The 18,364-nt window shown below is 63.7% G+C and carries 21 protein-coding genes; 15 read left to right on the top strand and 6 right to left on the bottom strand.

Annotated features, from left to right (window positions below):
* The first annotated feature begins 4 nt into the window (after positions 1-4).
* The 7 genes from J4O76_RS13350 to J4O76_RS13380 all read left to right on the top strand — a co-directional run bounded on the left by J4O76_RS13350 (position 5) and on the right by J4O76_RS13380 (position 5,976).
* Positions 5-700 (top strand): PIG-L deacetylase family protein, encoded by a 696-nt coding sequence (locus tag J4O76_RS13350; RefSeq protein WP_426282344.1) that lies wholly within the window; start codon positions 5-7, stop codon positions 698-700.
* 51 nt (positions 701-751) lie between these two features.
* Positions 752-1,681: a galactosyltransferase-related protein gene (locus J4O76_RS13355; protein ID WP_426282345.1), complete on the top strand. Its 930-nt coding sequence runs from the start codon at positions 752-754 to the stop codon at positions 1,679-1,681.
* A complete protein-coding gene (locus J4O76_RS13360; RefSeq protein WP_426282346.1) occupies positions 1,678-2,751 on the top strand; it encodes a glycosyltransferase in 1,074 nt (357 codons plus the stop codon). Before J4O76_RS13355 ends, J4O76_RS13360 begins: the two co-directional genes overlap by 4 nt.
* Positions 2,748-3,680, top strand: coding sequence for a polysaccharide pyruvyl transferase family protein (locus tag J4O76_RS13365; protein ID WP_426282347.1), 933 nt, complete (start codon positions 2,748-2,750; stop codon positions 3,678-3,680). Before J4O76_RS13360 ends, J4O76_RS13365 begins: the two co-directional genes overlap by 4 nt.
* Positions 3,677-4,597, top strand: a complete 921-nt coding sequence (locus tag J4O76_RS13370; RefSeq protein WP_426282348.1) for a glycosyltransferase family 2 protein — start codon at positions 3,677-3,679, stop codon at positions 4,595-4,597. The genes J4O76_RS13365 and J4O76_RS13370 overlap by 4 nt, the downstream gene beginning before the upstream one ends.
* Before the next feature lie 72 nt (positions 4,598-4,669).
* The gene (locus tag J4O76_RS13375; protein WP_426282452.1) at positions 4,670-4,990 is read left to right on the top strand and encodes an HNH endonuclease; all 321 of its coding nucleotides are present in this window, start codon (positions 4,670-4,672) and stop codon (positions 4,988-4,990) included.
* 110 nt (positions 4,991-5,100) lie between these two features.
* Positions 5,101-5,976 carry an SDR family oxidoreductase gene (locus J4O76_RS13380; RefSeq protein WP_426282349.1) on the top strand — a complete coding sequence of 292 codons (876 nt, stop codon included), beginning with the start codon at positions 5,101-5,103 and terminating at the stop codon, positions 5,974-5,976.
* Between the two features lie 39 nt (positions 5,977-6,015).
* Here J4O76_RS13380 and J4O76_RS13385 read toward each other — a convergent pair whose 3' ends face one another.
* Genes J4O76_RS13385 through J4O76_RS13395 form a run of 3 tightly spaced genes read right to left on the bottom strand, consistent with a single transcriptional unit; the run spans position 6,016 to position 8,080 of the window.
* Complete coding sequence (locus tag J4O76_RS13385) at positions 6,016-6,777, bottom strand: sterol desaturase family protein (RefSeq protein WP_333922156.1); 762 nt, start codon at positions 6,775-6,777, stop codon at positions 6,016-6,018.
* Entirely contained in the window at positions 6,774-7,550 is a 777-nt protein-coding gene (locus tag J4O76_RS13390) for a fatty acid desaturase (RefSeq protein ID WP_426282350.1), read from the bottom strand. The genes J4O76_RS13385 and J4O76_RS13390 overlap by 4 nt, the downstream gene beginning before the upstream one ends.
* Positions 7,551-7,552: 2 nt before the next feature.
* Positions 7,553-8,080: a sterol desaturase family protein gene (locus J4O76_RS13395; RefSeq protein WP_426282351.1), complete on the bottom strand. Its 528-nt coding sequence runs from the start codon at positions 8,078-8,080 to the stop codon at positions 7,553-7,555.
* A 305-nt stretch (positions 8,081-8,385) separates the two neighbouring features.
* Here J4O76_RS13395 and J4O76_RS13400 point away from each other — a divergent pair, with 305 nt between their 5' ends.
* Entirely contained in the window at positions 8,386-9,243 is an 858-nt protein-coding gene (locus tag J4O76_RS13400; RefSeq protein WP_426282352.1) for a phosphatase PAP2 family protein, read from the top strand.
* Here J4O76_RS13400 and J4O76_RS13405 read toward each other — a convergent pair.
* On the bottom strand, positions 9,191-10,498 hold the full coding sequence (locus tag J4O76_RS13405) for a glycosyltransferase (protein ID WP_426282353.1): 1,308 nt from the start codon (positions 10,496-10,498) through the stop codon (positions 9,191-9,193). The two genes, J4O76_RS13400 and J4O76_RS13405, sit on opposite strands and share 53 nt — an antisense overlap.
* Before the next feature lie 263 nt (positions 10,499-10,761).
* Positions 10,762-12,546, bottom strand: coding sequence for a DUF885 domain-containing protein (locus J4O76_RS13410; protein ID WP_426282454.1), 1,785 nt, complete (start codon positions 12,544-12,546; stop codon positions 10,762-10,764).
* Positions 12,547-12,973: 427 nt separating this feature from the next.
* On the opposite strand from J4O76_RS13410, the gene J4O76_RS13415 reads away from it, so the two are divergent.
* The 3 genes from J4O76_RS13415 to J4O76_RS13425 all read left to right on the top strand — a co-directional run bounded on the left by J4O76_RS13415 (position 12,974) and on the right by J4O76_RS13425 (position 15,028).
* Entirely contained in the window at positions 12,974-13,846 is an 873-nt protein-coding gene (locus J4O76_RS13415; RefSeq protein WP_426282354.1) for an alpha/beta hydrolase, read from the top strand.
* 88 nt (positions 13,847-13,934) lie between these two features.
* Positions 13,935-14,135: a hypothetical protein gene (locus J4O76_RS13420; RefSeq protein ID WP_426282355.1), complete on the top strand. Its 201-nt coding sequence runs from the start codon at positions 13,935-13,937 to the stop codon at positions 14,133-14,135.
* Entirely contained in the window at positions 14,135-15,028 is an 894-nt protein-coding gene (locus tag J4O76_RS13425; protein ID WP_426282356.1) for an alpha/beta hydrolase, read from the top strand. The genes J4O76_RS13420 and J4O76_RS13425 overlap by 1 nt, the downstream gene beginning before the upstream one ends.
* A gap of 165 nt (positions 15,029-15,193) precedes the next feature.
* Here the strand turns inward: J4O76_RS13425 and J4O76_RS13430 are convergent, their stop codons facing one another.
* Positions 15,194-15,919, bottom strand: coding sequence for an SDR family oxidoreductase (locus tag J4O76_RS13430; protein WP_426282357.1), 726 nt, complete (start codon positions 15,917-15,919; stop codon positions 15,194-15,196).
* A 152-nt stretch (positions 15,920-16,071) separates the two neighbouring features.
* On the opposite strand from J4O76_RS13430, the gene J4O76_RS13435 reads away from it, so the two are divergent.
* The 4 genes from J4O76_RS13435 to J4O76_RS13450 all read left to right on the top strand — a co-directional run bounded on the left by J4O76_RS13435 (position 16,072) and on the right by J4O76_RS13450 (position 18,356).
* A complete protein-coding gene (locus J4O76_RS13435; protein WP_426282455.1) occupies positions 16,072-16,968 on the top strand; it encodes an AraC family transcriptional regulator in 897 nt (298 codons plus the stop codon).
* Between the two features lie 238 nt (positions 16,969-17,206).
* A complete protein-coding gene (locus tag J4O76_RS13440) occupies positions 17,207-17,539 on the top strand; it encodes a hypothetical protein (protein WP_253070324.1) in 333 nt (110 codons plus the stop codon).
* A 214-nt stretch (positions 17,540-17,753) separates the two neighbouring features.
* Positions 17,754-18,038 (top strand): hypothetical protein, encoded by a 285-nt coding sequence (locus J4O76_RS13445; RefSeq protein ID WP_426282358.1) that lies wholly within the window; start codon positions 17,754-17,756, stop codon positions 18,036-18,038.
* A gap of 3 nt (positions 18,039-18,041) precedes the next feature.
* Entirely contained in the window at positions 18,042-18,356 is a 315-nt protein-coding gene (locus J4O76_RS13450; protein WP_426282359.1) for a DUF1488 family protein, read from the top strand.
* Positions 18,357-18,364: the final 8 nt, after the last annotated feature.

Below are 18,364 nucleotides of genomic sequence, written 5' to 3' on the forward strand. Positions count from 1 at the left end.
ATCGATGAAGCTGCTAGCGATATCGCCGCATCTGGACGATGCCGCCTTCTCCGCCGGCGGGCTGCTGGCGTCGCGCGTCGACGAGGGCTGGGATGTCACCGTCGCGACGTGCTTTACCGGCAACGTCGCACAGCCGACCGGGTTCGCGCTCGCGTGCCAGCTCGACAAGGGGCTTGGCGCGGACGTCGACTATATGGCGCTGCGCCGTGCCGAGGATCACGTGGCGTGCGAAGCGCTTGGTGCGCGCGCGATCCATCTGCCGTTCCTGGAGGCGCCGCACCGTGGTTACACCTTGGCAAAGATGCTGTTCGCGGCACGGCTGCCCGACGACCGGATCGTCGTCGATGTCGCGGCTTCACTAGCCGAGCTTCTCGCGACGGAACGGCCTGATCTCGTCCTCGGGCCACTGTGCCTTGGCAACCATGTCGACCATCACGTCGTTCTGGAGGCGATCCGGCGGTCCTCTGCCGATTACACCGTGTTGCTATGGGAAGACTGGCCTTATGCCGATCGCGAAGACCGCGTTGCCGCCATGCCCGCGGTGATCGAACACCTAACGCCAGAGACACGCGCACGTCGGATCGCCGCCTGTGCCGCGTACACGTCGCAGCTCGGCTTCCAGTTCGGTGGGGTGGAAGCGATGACCGAGCGGACCGAGCGGATCGTCGAGGAACGTTTTTACCCCCTCCAAGCGTTCTGATCGACCGGCCACCACCGCCGCGCGTCCCCAATTCCAAGCAGAGCCATCATCATGACCGAAGTTTCCGTCGTTACCCTGGGCAAGGGGCGTCCAGACCATCTCGTCAACGTCGTCCGTGGGCTGGTGCGCCAGACGCTGCCGCCGACCGAGCTGATCGTCGCGGTGATGCAGGACGACCTGTACGACCTGCCAGAGGCGCCGTTCCCGATCCGCCAGATGCAGGTCGTCGCCGACGCCCTTCCCCTCGCCTCCGCACGTAACGTCGCGGCCCGCGCGGCGACCGGCGACGTCATCGTCTTCCTCGATATGGACTGTATCCCGACGCCCACGCTGCTGGCGGATTACGCAGGGTTCCTCGACACGTTCGACGGGCTGCTGATGGGCGAGGTCCTGTACCTGCCGGGCGGCGCGACCGACGGCGATTGGCAGTATGACCGGTTCGCCGAGATCGCGGTAAAGCATTCGGACCGCCGCGGTCCCCCGCCGCAGGGCATCGAGATCTGCACCGACTATCGCTGTTTCTGGTCGCTCAATTTCGCGATGCGGCGGACGACGTTCCTAAGTCTGGGCGGCTTCGACGAGCGTTATGTCGGTTATGGCGGCGAGGATACCGATTTCGGCAAGGCGCTCGACGAGGCCGGCGTGCAGATCGCGTGGATCAAGGGCGGTCTGGCCTATCACCAATATCATCCGCACCACATGCCCCCGGTGCACCATCTCGACAGCGTCGTGCGTAACGCCGAGCTGTTCGAGACCAAATGGGGCTACCGGACGATGGGCCATTGGCTTCAGGCATTCCGCCTGATGGGCCTGATTGATCCGACCCCAGGTCGGCCGATCCGCATCCTGCGCCGCCCCGACGCCGCCGATCTCGCGCTGACCGGGCAGCAGAGCCATCAGCCCTATGCCAATACCGCGACCGTTATTCGCCTGCTCGAAGACCGATTGGCGGCAAGCGAGAGAGCCGCGGCGGCCGAATGAGGATCGCGGTCCTCTGCCATGTCCGCCAGCCTATCGCCCAACCCTTTGCTGGCGGGATGGAATCGCAATGCTGGCATCTGGTGGCGGGTCTCCAGGCGCGCGGCCACGACGTCGTGCTGTTCGCCTCAGGGGACAGCGATCCGCGATTTACGATCGATGCCGTGATCCCCGAGCATTACGAACGCACCTTTCCGGGGGCCGAGCACCGTGGTTTCGTGCCGCTGATCGCGCATCTCGACGACGGCTATGCCGCTGCCTGCGACCGGATCGCCGCCGGTGGTTTCGACGTGGTGCACAATAACAGCCTGCACCGCTTCCCGCTCGAGCCGGCGCGGACCGCGGCGGTCCCGACCGTCACGTCGCTGCACGTCCCGCCCTACGACGCGCTGCGCTGGTTCGTGCACGCCAGCGTCGCGCCGACCCACCGCCTGACCGCGACCTCGGCACACCAACTTGCCGCCTGGTGGCCGGACGGCCCGCCGTGTGAAGCCTCGGTATTGCATAACGGTATCGACCTCGACGCGTGGCCGTTCGTCGCGCGAGGCGATGGCAGCGCGGTTTGGTGCGGCAGGATGACGCCGGACAAGGCGCCACATCGCGCAGCGCAGGCGGCTCGGATGGGCGGCGTCCCGCTCACGCTGTTCGGTCCAATCGACGATCGCGACTATTGGGAAGCCGACGTCGCGCCGCTGCTGGACGGCCGCATTCGTTATGGCGGACATCTAAATGCATCGGCGCTTGCGGCGGAGATGGGTCGCGCTTCGGTGTTCGTGTTCACGCCGTGCTGGGACGAACCATTCGGCCTGGTCGCGGTCGAGGCGATGGCATGCGGTCTGCCCGTGGCGGCATTCGACCGCGGCGCGTTACGCGAGGTCATCGGCGAGACAGGGTGTTTCGCACCACCCGGAGATGTTTCCGCGCTTGCCGACGCGATCACGGCGGCTATCCAACGACCCCGCGCCGCGCAACGCGATCGGGTCGAGACGGCCTTTACCCGTGATCGGTGGCTCGATCGATGCGAGGACCTCTACCGTGACGTGGTCGGTCACGAACAAGGGCGGGTCGCATGACGAACAGCGACCATCTGGGAGAGCAGCACGCGCTGCTCTCCGCATTATACCGGACGCATGTCGAGCTTGGTTCTCGCTATGCGCTGGTCGACTTTCCGGACCATGCGAACGTCGGCGACAGCGCGATCTGGCTCGGCGAACTGGCGATGCTGCGGGAGATAACAGACCGCGATCCGTGCTACGTTTCGACCTGGCACGATTTCGATCTCGATGCCTTTCGTAGTGTCTGCCCCGACGGCGTGCTGTTCCTGCATGGCGGCGGCAACCTTGGCGACATCTGGCCGCATCACCAGCGGTTTCGCGAGGATATCTTGGCAAGGGTCCGCGACCGACCGGTCGTGCAGCTACCGCAGTCGATCCATTTTCGCGTGCCTTCCGAAGTGGATCGGTTCGCCGCGCTGGTCGGAGACCATCCGGATTTCGTCCTGTACGTCCGCGATACCCGCAGCCTGGACTTCGCCCGCAAGCATCTGATCTGCCCGTCACACCTCGCCCCGGACTCGGCGTATGCGCTCGGCGAGCAATCGCGCGACGCGGCCCAATGCGACGTGCTGATGCTGATGCGCACCGATGACGAGCGGCAAGGCTATGCGGTACCATCGGCCGATACTGCGACCGTCGTCGACTGGCTGTGGGACGATGCCGATCTACCGGTCGGAGTCGATGCCAAAGCACGCGAAGCCCAAGCCGTCGCACGTGTCGACCGCGGACTGCGATTGCTCGCGCAGGGGCGGGTTGTCGTGACGGACCGGCTGCACGGTCACATCCTCGCCGACCTCCTGGGAATTCCGCACGTCGTTCTCGACAACGACTACGGCAAGATCGCCGCATATCTCGCCGCCTGGCCTGCCCCGGACGCAATCGTGACGAGGGCCTCGACGATCGAACACGCCATGGTTCTTGCCAAGCAGCTCGTCGGCGCGCGGTGACTGCCGCCATCGACGTCAGCCTGCTCGTCTGCACGCGCAATCGCGCCGGCTCGCTGGCGGCTACGCTAGAGTCCGTGGAGAGCGCGGCAGCGTATGCCGGAAACACGACCGTGGAGGTCGTCCTGGTCGACAATGGCTCGGTCGACGACACGCCGCACCGACTAACGGAATGGCGCTCGCGACAGACTTTCCCGGTCCACCTCGTCCACGAACCGCATCCTGGGCTCGCCCGCGCGCGAAATACTGGGCTTGCGCGGTGCACCGGGCGAATGATCGCGATGACGGACGACGACTGCGTCCTGCATCAAGACTATTTCGCGGCCGTCTGCGCCGCGTTCGAAAGGGCCAACGGGCCGGCGATCATCGGCGGTCGCATCCTGCTCGGCAACCCGGCCGATCTCCCCGTCACGATCAAGCTAGAAGACCATCCCATGGTCGCGCCGTCGCACGGGTTTCCGGGCGGGTTCATCATGGGGGCAAATCTGGCGTTCACCGCGGATGTCCCGCGGTTGACGGGATCCTTCGACGAACGGTTCGGGGCGGGCGGGCCATTCGTCTCCGCGGAGGATACGGATTTCCTGTTTCGTGCCGCAGGCCTCGGCGTTGCGGTGCTCTATGACCCGCTGATGGTCGTCGATCATCACCATGGTCGCCGTGATATTGAAGACGAGACACGGTTGCTCGCAGGGTACAGCTTTGGCGACGGCGCGCTGTACGCCAAGTATTTCGTCTCCGACCGACGCGCGCTTCGTGCCGTCGTCGAGGATATCCTTGCCGTTCGCTTCGATTGGACGCGGCCTGTGAAGACGCATGCCGGCATCAAACGGTTTTACTGGTTTCGGCTGCGCCATAAGGCCCGGGGCTTTACCTACTTCTGGTGGATAGCCCTCCGGCGAAACATGTCACGGTTCGTCTGATAAGCCACTGTACCTGCTAGTCATTCCTCCACGATTCACCATATTCGAACCATGGGCGGACGTGTGAAGCGGATGGCAGGATTGTTGGAGGCGGAGGCGCGGACGATCGCTGCCGAAGATGCCGGGCGATGCGGGCTGTGCGAGCGGCCCTTGGGGCGAAAGGTGGAATGGCATCACCGCATTCCGAAAAGCCGGGGTGGTACGGAGGTCATGCCGGTTCATCCGATCTGTCACCGTATCATTCATGCCAGCGTCTCGAACCAGGATCTGGCGACGGAGTTCGCGGACCTCGATGTCTTGAAAGCACGCCCGGATATCAGTCGCTTCTTGCGCTGGATCGCCGACAAGCCCGCGGATTTTCACGCCCCCACCCGCCGCGCCGATATCCGCTGAGTACACCGGCCTCGACGATCGATCGGTCATCATCAACGGACTTCGACGTAGGCGGCACTTAACGATCGGAGGACCGTTCCTTCAGCGACCCGAACAGCAGGACGCTTTCCATGACCGATGATCCGCGCACCAGCCACCCGACGAGCTTCCCTGGTGAACCGCAGCAGCCGCGCCCCGGGCTTGTCTCCAACATGAAGACCAAGCCCGACCACGGCGAGGAAAGCTATGTCGGCAAGGGGCTGCTGAAGGGGAAGGTCGCGCTCATCACCGGCGGTGATTCCGGCATCGGCAAGGCGGTGGCCATCGCCTATGCACGTGAAGGCGCGGACGTCGCGATCTCGTATCTCGCCGTCGAGCACGAAGACGCCGAAGATACACGCGCCTGGGTGGAAAAGGCAGGACAGCGATGCGTATTGCTGCCGGGCGACATTCGCTACCGCGATCACTGCGTCGCGCTGGTGGAGCGGACCGTCAGCGACCTTGGCGGGATCGATATATTGGTCAACAACGCCGCAGCGCAGACGATGAACGAGGATCTCGACAGCATCGACGACGATGAGATGCAGGGCGCCTTCGCGGCCAACGTGTTCGCGATGATCCGTCTGGCGAAGGCCGCGGCGCCGCATATGAAGCCAGGGTCGGCGATCGTGAACACCACCAGCGAGCAGGCCAAGGTCGCGACCAAGAGCATGATCGTCTACGCCGCGACCAAGGGCGCGATCTCCAGCCTGACGGTCGGGCTGTCTAATCTGCTCGTTGCGAAGGGTATTCGCGTCAACGCCGTGGCGCCCGGCCCGATCTGGACGCCCATCCAGCCCATCGCGAAGTCGCCGGAGGAACTGGAAAAACTCGGCCAGGATACCCCGCTCGGTCGCGCGGGACAGCCGGCCGAGCTTGCTCCGGCGTATGTCCTTCTCGCGTCGTCGGAGGGAAGCTACATGACCGGTGCAGTGATCGCGGTCACCGGGGGTGTGCCGATCAACTGACGAGCGAGCGGGCGCTTCGACGCCCGTCCATCGATCCGGCTAGGAGTTCGCCACTTCAACGCGACGTGCCGCGCGCGCATGCTCTTTCGTGAAATCGCCGACGCCGCGGTCGGTGTGGCACAACCGGTCCCAATGGCGGAAATACAAGCCGTAGTTGCAGCCGTAGAGTTCGTGGTGCCGCTGGTGGTGGCTGGCCGTGATCAGCCACCCGCCCAGCGGGCCAGACCACATGAAACGCGGGAAGATCTCCCATCCCATGTGGTTCGTGACTCCCATCACCGTCATGATCGTCAGCACGATGCCAAGACCGGCGATATGGATCGGAACGAAGAACACCAGCAGCGGGATGACCACCGCGCCGGTCAGCGCCTCGATCGGGTGAAACGCCATTGCGGCCCATGCCGTCGGAGGGCGGCTGGCATGATGCAGCGCGTGCGCCAGCTTGAACGGTTTCGGACGATGCATCCAGCGGTGCGTCCAGTAGAACCAGGCATCGTGCAGCAGCAGATATAGGAAAACCGATACGGGCAGGTACCAGAGCGGATAGGCGTGGATGTCGGAATATACCTGCGTCCAGCCATGATGCTGCCATCCCCAGGCGACGACGCCCGCCGGGATCCCGTAAAGCGCTGCGGACGCGAGGCTCCAGATGATTTCGCGACGGACCTGCGGGTCCAGCCCGAGGTACAATCCCGGATGCTTGCGTACCGTGATCCAGGCGAACGCGCCCGACACAAGGAGATAGCGAACGCCGACGATGACGGTCATTGCGACGGCGGAGAGAATGATGGCGAGCGTCATGCGTGATCCTCGACGACTCTGTGATCGGCGGCTCGCCCGGCAAGAGCGCGGCGCCGCGACGGAAGCCCCCACCACGGCGTTCCCGGCGAAAGATGATGCTCGTGATGATAGCCGCCGAAGTGGAAGCAGGTCAGCAGCGACAATACCGGGCCCACGTCGATGCTATGTGCGCGGTGAGCGTCCGCGAAAGGAGTCGCGCGCTCCCGGTGCGGCAACCACGTCCCAAACACGAACAACTGCGCCACGGCACCCAGGGCCGGCAATGCCCAGAAGATGACGATGTTGCCGAGCGGTGCCCCGAGCAGCAGCGTATAGATCAGCGCGACCACGGTTATCCGGATGATCTGCCCGTGCGAATAATAGGTCTTGAAGAACTGCAGGAACCAGCCGCTGAGACTTGGATCGCCACCGTGAAAATCGGGGTCCCCCGCTCGTCCGGTTTCCTTGTGATGCAGATGATGTTGCGGCAACAGTGATGCGTAAGACAGGCAGGCATAGAGCGACAGACAGGTCGCGCCGATCGCCCGGTTCAGGCGTGGTCGATCGGGCGCCAGCGCACCGTGCATCGAGTCATGCGCGACGATGAACAATCCGGTACTCAGCCAAGTCTGGACGATGACCATCACGATGGCCAAGGGAATTACATCCGGGCTCCATCGCCAGAAAAAGATGCCGGTTATGTGGATCGCCAGCCACGCTACGACGATCGCGGCGGACAGCGACACGCCGACACGGGTCTGATGCCGCAGGGCCTCCGATTGGCGAACCGTCACGCTCACTTCTTCGCGTCTGCCGAGACGAGGTTTCCGGTTTGGTCAGCACGTACCGCGCGTCGCTGCGGATCGGCGTTCGCGCGCAGCTGTGCCTTCAGCACCGCAGGTTTCCGCGCGAACAGGAAGCCGTGGCTGACGGTACCGTCCTTGCCCTCTACCGCGTGGTGCAGGCGGTGCGCTTGCAACAGGCGCTTGAAATACCCTTGCTTGGGCACCCAGCGGAAGCCGCCGCGCTGGTGCACGAGCATGTCGTGCACGAAGGCATAGATGCCACCGTACACCGTGATGCCGAGCGCTGCCCACCACAACGGCTCCCACCAGAGCCCGACGACGAACAACACGATCGGCACGACCGCGAAGACGACCGCATACAGGTCGTTCTTTTCGAACCAGCCCTCGTGATCTTCGTGATGCGACTTGTGCCAGCCCCAGCCCCAGCCGTGCATGACGTAACGATGCGCCGCCCACGCGAAGCACTCCATGAACAACACCATGAAGACGACGATCGCGAGTTTTTCGAACCAGGTCACTTTGCTCGATCGCACGAAATGACGATGAACGGGTGCAGCGAATTCAGCATGATGCACACATAACCGCTACCTGCCGGCTATGCGAGGGCGCTCCGTGACAAAAAATCCTCAGCCGGTGATGGCGATGCCATTCTGCGCTCCGGACCACGTCGCCTCCGGATCGTGCGATGTTCATGTAATGTGGTCGAAATCGACCTGTCCGGGCACCGCAAGGTGGCACGCTGCGTTCGACCGGTATGACTGCCCTGTTGTTCCGCGCCGACCACCGAGAGACTCCCTCCTGGGTGTTAATCGGGGCCATGTTGATGAGCTTCCTCGTCGCCCAATATCATCACAGCTTCACTGTGGATCCGATCCGAGCGGCTCCCGCGATGGCAGCGGTGATGGCACTCGCCCTCGGGCTGGCGATCGGCAAGTACACCGCGCGGCCGCGTCTCGTCGCCGGCGCGCGAGCGTTTCTCCAAATGACGCTGTTCACGGTGCTAGGCGTCGTTCTGGCGTATGCCCTGGCAGCAAACGCAGGGCAGTTGTGGGATGCCCGCCTAGCCGCCGCCGATCGCGCGATCGGTTTCAACTGGCCGGTCGTGTTGGCGTTGCTCGACAAATCCCCTCCTGTGATTTGGCTGCTTGGACTGGCGTATCACAGCCTAACCTTGCAGATGATCGTCGTCATCGTAGCGCTGAGCGGCATGGGGAAATTCGACACCCTGAGGACGATGGTCTGTGCCGCGATCCTGTCCGGTTTCGTCACGATACTGATTTCGGGCCTTACTCCGGCGATGGGCAATCTATTCGATCCGTCCAGGTACGCACATCTCTGGCCATCCATAGCCTGGCTTGAACAGGGGCTGATATCTGGGCTTCGCGATGGGTCGCTACGCGTGCTCGATCTCACGATGCTCATGGGAATCGTCAGCTTTCCCAGTTTCCATGCGACGCTCGCCGCCATCTTCATCTGGGCGTTCGGCGCGATGCCGCGGCTTGCGGTTCCGGGCCGGGTATGGGCGATACTTACGATCGTCGCGACGCCGGTCTTCGGCGGTCACTACGGGGTCGACGTCATCATGGGGCTGTTTCTCGCACCACCTGCCATCATTGCGAGCCGCCACATTACGCGGCGCAGGCGGGCTCCCCATCTAATGGACTCAGCCTTGCCGGCATAGCGTCGACATCGTCGAAGAGGGCCGAATCGACCAGCGCGGCAGCCTCGGCAGCGCCCCCGGCCCCCGCCATTTCAGCGGCGAGCAAATTTGCCGCGTGGCGGTACGATGGATCCGACAGCACGAGCCGCAACGCCGCTTCGAGACCGCCCTTGTCTGCTTCGCCGGGCGATACGATACGCGCCGCCCCGATCCGCTTCAGCCGCGCGGCCGTGGCGGGTTGTTCGAATGCCAGCGGTACCGCAACGATCGGAACGCCGGCGGCCAGTGCGTCCAGCACGGTATTGAACCCGCCGTGCAAAATCGCCGCCGAACATTTGGGCAGGATACGGGTCTGAGACCAGAATGCCCGCACCAGGGGTCTCCCGGGTAGCGAGGTGACTTCGGCCTCGCTCAGCCCGCCACCATGCGCGACCACCGCACGAGCGCCGACCGCGGCACAGGCAGCCGTCATCGCGGCGAACAACGATCGGCGTGCCCCCTGCAACGATCCCAGCGAACAGAATATCAGGGGTCGGCCATCGTCTTCCGGAAGATCGACGTAAGGTTCGTCCAGCCGCCACGGCGCGCCGTATCGGAAGCTCGGTGGCAATGCCGTACGGGGAAAATCGAGGCCTGCCGGGCATTGTGCGACGTGCAGTCGGTCCGACCATTGATGCCTAGGGTCGGGGTCAAGCTTCCACCGGCGCGCATAGGACGACACGACTTTCGCGATCGGCCGCATCAGTAGGTCGCTGACGGCGTACCCGCCATTGTTGCGACGAAGGCCTGCCGCAGTTGGACGATATTCCCACCCGAGAAACGGTGGCGGCACCATTGGCTCTCGGAGCAAGGGTAAGCCGGTGACGGCAGTTACGAACGGCAGCCGGAGATGTCGTGCCACCAGCGCACCCGCAGGCTCGACCGAGTCGGCGAGTACCGCATCCACCCCGAGCTTCGACAGTGCCGCTGGAAGAGCCTCCAATAGCAGTTCCGTCATGGACGCCGTGCCGCGGATCATCCTGGTCAGTCCGACAGGGCCCGATGGCTGCGCCAGCTTCCGGTAATATGCTGCCAACAAGCCTTTGCAGTCCGCCGGGTGGTCGAGCGCCGCAAAACCGACACCACCGTTGGGCACTAGCGAGGCGACGTCGGCCAGATGGACTATCGTGACTCTACGCCCTGCTTCGACGAGCGATGTTCCCAATGCCACCAGCGGATTGATATGCCCGGCCGTTGGCGGCGCGATGATGGCGATATGTCGCCGATTGACCGTCAATGCCGTGGAGCTTTCCGTCGCCGTCTCGTTTGACCGCTTAGTATCAGCATGCAGGCGAGCAGCGATAGCTCGATTTTGCGGGATAACCCACTACGCGTGCTCCATTGATCGTAGTCAATGCGTGTTCAAATACAGGCGTTCAGGCGCTTGTCCCAGAACTCACGTGCCGGTCTGGCCTCATCAAACTCTGACCTTTGTATCGCTAATCAAGCGGCGAGGTTCGTCGATCCGCCCCTCGCCGCGTGGTAGCCTTGGCGTAGGTCTCAGGCCACCCCGATCCAGGCATCGACCTGTTCCGCCAGCACCTCGAGCGGCAGCGCGCCATGCGCCAGCACCACCTCGTGAAAATCGCGAATGTCGAAGCGCGCGCCCAATGCGGTCTCCGCCTTATGCCGGAGCGCCGATATACGCTGCTGGCCCACCATGTAGCTCGTCGCCTGGCCAGGGTTGTTGATGTAGCGATCTACTTCCTTGACCACGTCGCGTGCCGAGAGTGGTGCATTCTGGGTGAAATAGGCGACCGCCTGATCGCGGCTCCAACGCTTGGCATGCATGCCCGTGTCGAGCACCAGACGACACGCGCGCCACACTTGCAACGCCAGCATCCCCAGTTCCGAATAAGGGTCGCGATAGGCGCCCATCTCCTTGGCGAGCCGTTCCGAGTACAGGCCCCAGCCTTCGGTATACGCACCGTAATAGCCGAAGCGGCGGAACTTCGGCACGCCCGTCAGCTCCTGTGCGCGAGCAATCTGGAAGTGATGCCCCGGCGCGCCTTCGTGATGGGCGATCCCCTCGACCTGAGTCTTCTGCACCTGCGTCATGTCCGCTAGATTGCCGTAGAAGATGCCGGGCCGCGAGCCATCCGGGGCGGGCTGATCGTAGAACGCCACCGCGGCAGTTTCCTGTCGCCACGTCTCGACCGCGCGTACCTCCAGCGGCGCCTTTGGCAGTCGGCGAAAGAAGCGGGGCGCGGCGGCCATGGTCTGCGCGATGGCCGCGCGGGCGTCGGTGAGATAGAGTTGACGGCCAGCATCGGTGTTGGGGTATTTGAACTTCGGATCGGACCGCAGCGCCACGAAGAGATCCTGCAACGATCCGGTGAAGCCCGCCCGTTTCATGACCGCCGTCATCTCGGCGTGGATCGATCGTACCTGATCCAGCCCCAGCTGGTGGATCTGCTCCGCTGTCATGTCGGTGGTCGTGTAATAGGCGAGCCGCGCTTGATAATAGGCGTCGCCGCCCGGCAGGCTCCACGCGCCGTCATTGCCCTTGGCGAGTGGCTCGATCTCGTCGAGCGCGGCAAAGAGTATGTCGAAGCCTTGGCGGAACGGCCCTTTCAATGCCGCTACCGCATCCGCGATCAGCGCCGCCTTGATGCTCTCGGATACGCCAAGCTTGCCGACCTTCGCCTTGAAATCGGCGAGCAGGCTGCTGTCCGCGCCACTATCGAACGGCGCTCCGGTGATAACTTGGCGGGCATCGCCACGGGCAGGCGTGAAAACCATCTTTGGCGGCACGATACCCTTGGCCGCCTGTTTGCGCATGGTTGCGGCGACCTCGCGCATGACGCGCAGGGAATCACGCAACCGCGCCACATAGGCGTGAGCGTCGGCTACCGTGGCGATGCGGTGCTGGTTGATGAGGAAAACCGGGATATTGCCCGCCGGGCTGCCGTTCGTCGATACCGGGAAGGCATAGTCACGGAACGCGAACTGGCGGCGATCCGTGGCGACCTGCGCTTCGAACAATCGATAGCTCAGCCGAGCATCGGGTCCAAGCCGATCGACCGAGAAGCCGCGTCGCAGGTCGGCGAGTTGCGCATCCTGCAAAGCTTGTGCGCGCCGTGCGGCAGCGTCGGTATTATCGTCGAGCCTGTCGTAGTTGGTCTTCAGGCCGAGGCTAGTCTGTGTCTCGGGACTGAGCGCGACACTCGCATCGAACGCGGCGTCGAGAAAGCGCAGGAGCCGCGCGTCGTCATCGGCGGTCCCGGTTGCCGCCATGGCGATCTGTGGGTCGATCAGCGGCAGAGCGGCGCCCGCCATCAGCATTCCTACAAACGCGCGCTTGGTGAGCATCACAGGGCCTTTCTATGGATTACAAACCAGCGCTAGCCGCCGCTTTGCGTCATCGCAATGATCAACACTGCTGAATATTGGGAGTCGACCAGGAGATCGTTCGCAACGCGCGATGACCTTGGGGGGAGATGTTCAGTGGACCTTTGATGCCTTCCAAGTCCTACCATCGGGACGGCTCCCATGGCGGCGATCATGTCATCCCGAGCACTCTAACTCTCGTCAGTATTCAGGGTAGACGGGTTACCGGGGAAACCTGTTCAGAACCTATTGTACTGTGGTAGCGCTATCGATATCGTCACGAAAAGAACGATAAAATGGGAGAGCGACTATGGGATTCGGGTTCCGCATAAACGCCGTTCGTCGATGGGTGGGACACCCGCTTCTGTGCCTGTCCAGCCTGATGATTGCCTCGACCACGCCGGCACTGGCACAGAACGACGAGATGGCGTCTATCGCCACTCCGGCGCAACCCGACGCCATCGCGCTTGGTACCGGTAAACTCCCGGGGGCGACCGCACCGGAGGCGTGGCACAGCCAATATGGCAGCGTGTTCGCCCGCAACGTCACCGTCGCGACCCTAACCCCCTTCCTGCCGGATCCCGCCAAGGCCACTGGAACGGCGGTGATCGTCGCACCGGGCGGTGGATTCCAGACGCTGTCGATGCAGAACGAAGGCTGGGACGTGGCGCGTGCACTTGCCGCCAGAGGCGTCGCCGCCTTCGTCCTGAAGTATCGCCTGAACCCGACACCACAGGATCTTGCAACATTCGCGCGACCGGTGCCACAGGGTATGCGCCCGCCACGTCCGAACGCCGCTGCGATGATGGCAGGCCTTGCGCCGCAGATCGCGGATGCGAGGGCAGCGTTCGCCACGGTCCGCAAGCGTGCGGGCGAATGGCATGTCGATCCCAGCCGCATCGGCATGGTCGGATTTTCCGCAGGTGCGATGCTGACGATGGCGACGACCGTCGCCGGACAGGATGCGAAGCCGGCCTTCATCGGGAACATCTACGGTCCGCTCGCCGCGATGACGGTGCCGGCCGACGCGCCGCCGATGTTCGTTGCGCTCGCGGCGGACGATCCCTTCTTCGGCAATGGCGGCTATGGGCTGATCGACAGCTGGCGTGCGGCCAAGCGCCCGGTCGAGTTCCACCTGTTCGAACAGGGCGGTCACGGCTTCGGCATGTACCCGAAGACCACCACGAGCACGGGCTGGTTCGATGAATTCACGCGCTGGATGGCGATGCACGGCTGGCTGAAACCGGCGCAGTAAACTCCCTCTCACGAGTTTTATGACAGTTCCACCGGAGAGCCGCGCAACTAAGCGCGCCACCGGCCACGATATTCGACAGGAGAGACGTGTGTCCCGCAAGAGCATCGCCACCGCCCTCGCTTCGGTAAGCCTCTGTGCATATTCCAGCGCGACATACGCGCAATCGCTGACGGTGAGCCCTGCCGAAACGCTCGAGACGCAGGGGTTGAGCGTCATCGTCGACCAGAACCAGTTGAGCCCGATCCGCTTCGCGGCGATGGCGATGGCGGTGACTGCGGAGGTGAAGTGATGCGCACCCTTTTTACCGCCATTGCGCTGCTGGCCTCCGCTACCTTCGCAACCACGTCATTGGCTGGACAGGATCCGGCGCCGGAGCAGCCGCCCCGCTACACCGCGATCAAGCTCTGGCCCAACGGCGCGCCGGGTTCGGCGGCACGCCGCGGCGAGGCGGAGATCGGCCGCGACTATTGGGTCCGCAACATCCACGATCCGTCGCTGCTCGCCTTTCCCGCCGACGTAGCGAACCGCAACGGAGCCGCGATCGTGATCATGCCCGGCGGTGGGCACAAATTACTCGTATGGACGAACGAGGGCACGAAGGTCGCGACCGCGCTGAACCGCATGGGGGTGACAGCGTTCGTGCTCAAATATCGCCTCGCGAACGAGCCAGGCTCGAAATATTCGGTCGAAGGCGATGCTGCGGACGACGCGCGGCGCGCGATGCGCTGGGTCCGGGCGCATGCCGCAGACTATGGCATCGATCCGTCGCGCGTCGGTGCGATGGGCTTTTCGGCAGGCGGCGAACTCGTGTCACTGATCGCGGACAATCCCGAGCCTGCTGAGCGTCGACCTGCCGATCCGATCGACCGTCAGTCCGCTCGCCCCGATTTCCAAGTGTTGGTCTTCCCCGGACCGCGAGGCATCCCAGCGACCGCCATCGACAACGCGCCCCCAGCGTTCCTGGTCGCCGGCAGCCGCGATCCTTGCTGCGCGGCACCGACGGTCACGCTCTACGAACAGTTGCGCAAGAGTGGCGTGTCGGCGGAACTTCACATGTATGCCGACAGTGGCCATGCGTTTAATCTCGACGAGTCGAACCGGATCTCGATTCTGCACTGGCCGGATCGCCTGCAAGACTGGCTAGCGGATGGCGGCTGGCTTTCGCCCCGACCTGCGAAATAAGGCACGGATAATTTGATTTTTGGGGCCGATCATGCCGGGCGACGATCCGCATTCTCCAACCCGGACTGTCGCCAATGGTTCTGGCTGACCCATTGACGAGACGGTCGTCCACCTGACCAGTCCGGGGGACAGAAAGTCCGCCCGGACGGAGTTTGGCACCGTCGCCTACATGCCGGCTGCGGTCGGGCGGACGATGACCTCGTTGATGTCCACCCCCTCGGGCTGCTCCAAAGCGTAGCGGATCGCGCGTGCGATTGCGTCGGGGGTCAGCGACTTTTGCCGCCATGTGGTCAGCGCAGTGGCAATATCCGGATCGGTGATGTCGTTGCCCAGCTCGGTTGCCACGACGCCGGGCGAAATGATCGTCGTGCGGATGTCATCATGCTCCTGGCGCAATCCTTCCGTGATCGCCCAGACCGCGTATTTGGTGGCGCAGTAGACCGCGGCGCTCGGCATCACGAAATGCGCGGCGATCGATGCGACGTTGACGACGTGGCCCGCCTTCTGCGCGATGAATCGCGGCAGCACGGCAGCGATCCCGTTCAGCACGCCGTGAACGTTGACGTCGATCATCCGCGTCCACTCGTCCTGCTTCAGCGCAGCGAGCGGCGACAGCGGCATCACGCCGGCATTGTTGATCAGTACGTCAACGCGCCCGAACCGCGCTTCAGCCGCATCGGCGAACGCGGCGAAGCTTGCCGCGTCGGTCACGTCCAGCACCTGCCACGCGACGTTGGCGCCGAGTTCGGCCGCCAGCGCTTCGAGCCGATCGGTCCTGCGCGCTCCGATGAAGAGGCGCGCGCCCCTGCCCGCCAGTTCGCGCACGGTGGCCTCGCCGATACCGCTTGAGGCGCCGGTGATCAGCACTGTCTTGTCGATGACGTCGTTCATGATGGTTCCTTTCGTGTCGCCTCGCAGGCTGCGCACAGATGGAACCGGACTGCCGACCAGCGTGAGACCGATCTTCCGCAATCCTTGCACGATCCTCCGAAACGACCTCACCTCCGCTTGTGAGAATGGCTGGCAGCGGACACAGTCCCATGATGAGTACGATCGCAGACCTCGCCACGCTGGTTGCGCGCCATGTCCCGAGAACCGGCATGGTCAGCACGCCAATCCATCGACTGTCGCTGTTCCGGGCCGATGAGCCGACCGTGCCCCTGCCAGCCGTGTATGACGCGTCGCTTTGCATAATTGCCCAAGGGGCCAAGCGAGTCTCGCTCGGCGGAGAGAGCCTGCTCTACGATGCCGCCCATTATTTGCTGGTCTCGGTCGACCTGCCGCTCGTCGGACACGTCGTCCAGGCGGATCGTGACACGCCGTACCTCTGCTGCAAGATCGACATCGACCAGTCCGTGCTGGCGGACCTCATCCTGGCGGAAGGCGGCCGGGCGCCGAAAGCCGATCTGCCGGCGCTCGCGGTATATCGCAGCGACGACGATCTGGTCGACGCGGCGTGCCGACTGATGGGTCTGCTGGATCGACCGGACAGCATCGCTGCGCTAGCGCCGCTGATCGAACGGGAGATCCTGTACCGTTTGCTCGTGGGTCCCCACGGGGCTGCACTTCGCTACATGGCAGTCGCCGACAGCCACCTCAATCAGGTCAGCCGCGCTATCGCGACGATCCGCACCGGGTTCGATCGGCCGCTCCGCATCGGGGACATCGCCACCGCCGCGGGTATGAGCCCGTCGTCACTCCACGAACACTTCAAGGCAGTGACGAAAATGACGCCGTTAGCGTATCAAAAACAATTGCGGCTACAGGAGGCACGACGCCTGATGCTGTCAGGGAACACGACGGCAAGCGGCGCAGGTTTTGCCGTGGGTTATGAAAGCCCGTCACAGTTCAACCGCGAATATGCGCGCCTGTTCGGTGCTCCTCCGCGTCGTGACATCGAGCAACTCCAACTGAGCGGCAATTTACTGACGCCCGTGTAGCGACACTCCACTGGTTCGGCGATTTCTACCCGCTCGACAACGGCGCCGATCGCGGTTGCGGAAACGATGATCGCCGAACCGTTCCCGGTTCGAGGCGCCCGGCCAATCGCTAAGACTTTGCGGCAAAGCTATTCTCTTGTGGGCGGATCATCGCGCCTTCGATCTTAGTGGGACCGATGGCCTGCGCCTTTCGCCCCCCAGTCTCGAACGGTACAGGTGAGGAACGGAGGAGACGAGCATGACCGCAAACACGATGAAGGTGGACGACCAAGCCAAGATCGACCTGTTCCAGGTTATCGCGCCCATCGTAATGCAGTATCTCGCCGCGAACTCCCCGGATCGAGCACTGATTGCAGATGACATCATCGACTTCTTCGCGCTGTCGATCGCTGCGGTAATCGAAAACGACACGGATCTCTCGACCCCGCAGCATCTGCGAAAGGCAGGTGAGGCAGCCGGGAAGCATATCGCGCACTGGGTCAGGCTTCTGAAGCTGGATCACGAACACCGCGGCATGTCGTTGCTGGCGATGACGATGGGTACGGTTGCGTCCGACGAGGCACAGCAATAGCCGCCCAGTTGTTCCCCTGGTTCCCCTGCGCCTGCCAGCAGGCGACACCCGCAGCCGTCGGCTTCCAATAGCTCATGCTGGACTACGTCGTGGCTTGGACCTACCGCCGACGTGAACCGTCCGACTGATATGCGAATTACCTGGAACCAGCCTTCGAAGGTGAGCGCTTTAGCCCTCAGGAAGCCGGCACTCCCGGTCAATTTGGAATTTGAGCATGACGGAAGCGACTTGGGGCGACGATGCGAAGACGCCGGATATCGACTGGCGGATGAGTGCTGCGTTGGAGAATGTGCCGCGTGGGAACGAGAACCTCGCCGAGGTAACAAGCCTGGAGGGCGCTGTGCGTACGTGGATGACGCTCGATCCCGAGCATCGCGACGCTGCCGTGCTTACGCCGGAGCACCCTTTGCAAATCGACGGTGCGGCCCATGCAACCCTCGCTGGCGACGGTATCGCCGCGCTGGCCGAGCGGCTGCCTAGCGCAAACGACGAGGGCTGAGCCATGGCGTCTGCGAGCGTTCGCTTCGAGCCGGGCGAGTATGAATGGCTCGCCGAACGGCACGGCGTCCTGTTCCTCGGCCACACGGACCTTGGCATGGTCGAGTTCCTGATCACGAGCGAGGCGTTGGCGGAGTTCATCGACCCGGACCTCGACGGCATCGACAGCGATACCGCGATTGAGACGTATGGGGAATTCGAGTCCGATATACACCGTATCGCGCGACGCGAGTTCGTCAGCCGGCTGGGCGGGGAGCCCCCAGTCCTGCTCACGGCCGCCGACGTTTGGGACGAACCTTCGCAATTCCGCAGACCGTAACCCTTCGC

The organism is Sphingomonas sp. NFX23 (assembly GCF_049887795.1).
Lineage (GTDB): Bacteria > Pseudomonadota > Alphaproteobacteria > Sphingomonadales > Sphingomonadaceae > Sphingomonas.